The 410-nt window shown below is 74.4% G+C and carries 1 protein-coding gene; it reads left to right on the top strand.

The features are described from left to right. Positions 1 to 410, top strand: a 410-nt coding sequence (locus LPA54_RS40535) for a substrate-binding domain-containing protein (protein WP_228985436.1), incomplete at both ends; no start/stop codon positions are given.

Raw genomic sequence — 410 nt, 5'->3', positions numbered from 1 at the left:
CTACCTGGCCGGCGGCCACGTCGACGGCGCCCTGGTGTTCTCCCTGCACATCGACGACCCGCTGCCCGGACTGATCCAGCGCGCCGGGCTGCCGACCGTGTTCGGCGGCCGGCCGCACTGGAACGGCGGCGAGGACGGCGTCCGCTACGTCGACACCGACAACCGGGGCGGGGCCCGTGACGCCGTACGCCATCTCCTCTCGCTCGGCCGCAGCCGGATCGCGCACATCACCGGCGCCCTTGACCAGACCTCGGCCGTGGACCGGCTCGACGGCTTCCGGGACGTCATGGCCGACCCCGACCCGGCACTCGTCGAGGAGGGCGACTTCACCGCCGCGAGCGGCGAGCGGGCCATGCGGGAACTGCTTGGCCGCCGCCCCGACCTGGACGCGGTCTTCGCCGGCAACGACC

The organism is Streptomyces sp. DH12 (assembly GCF_020873895.1).
Lineage (GTDB): Bacteria > Actinomycetota > Actinomycetes > Streptomycetales > Streptomycetaceae > Streptomyces.
The sequence above is the reverse complement of the archived record's forward strand: the minus strand, read 5'-3'. Positions and strand labels throughout refer to the sequence as shown.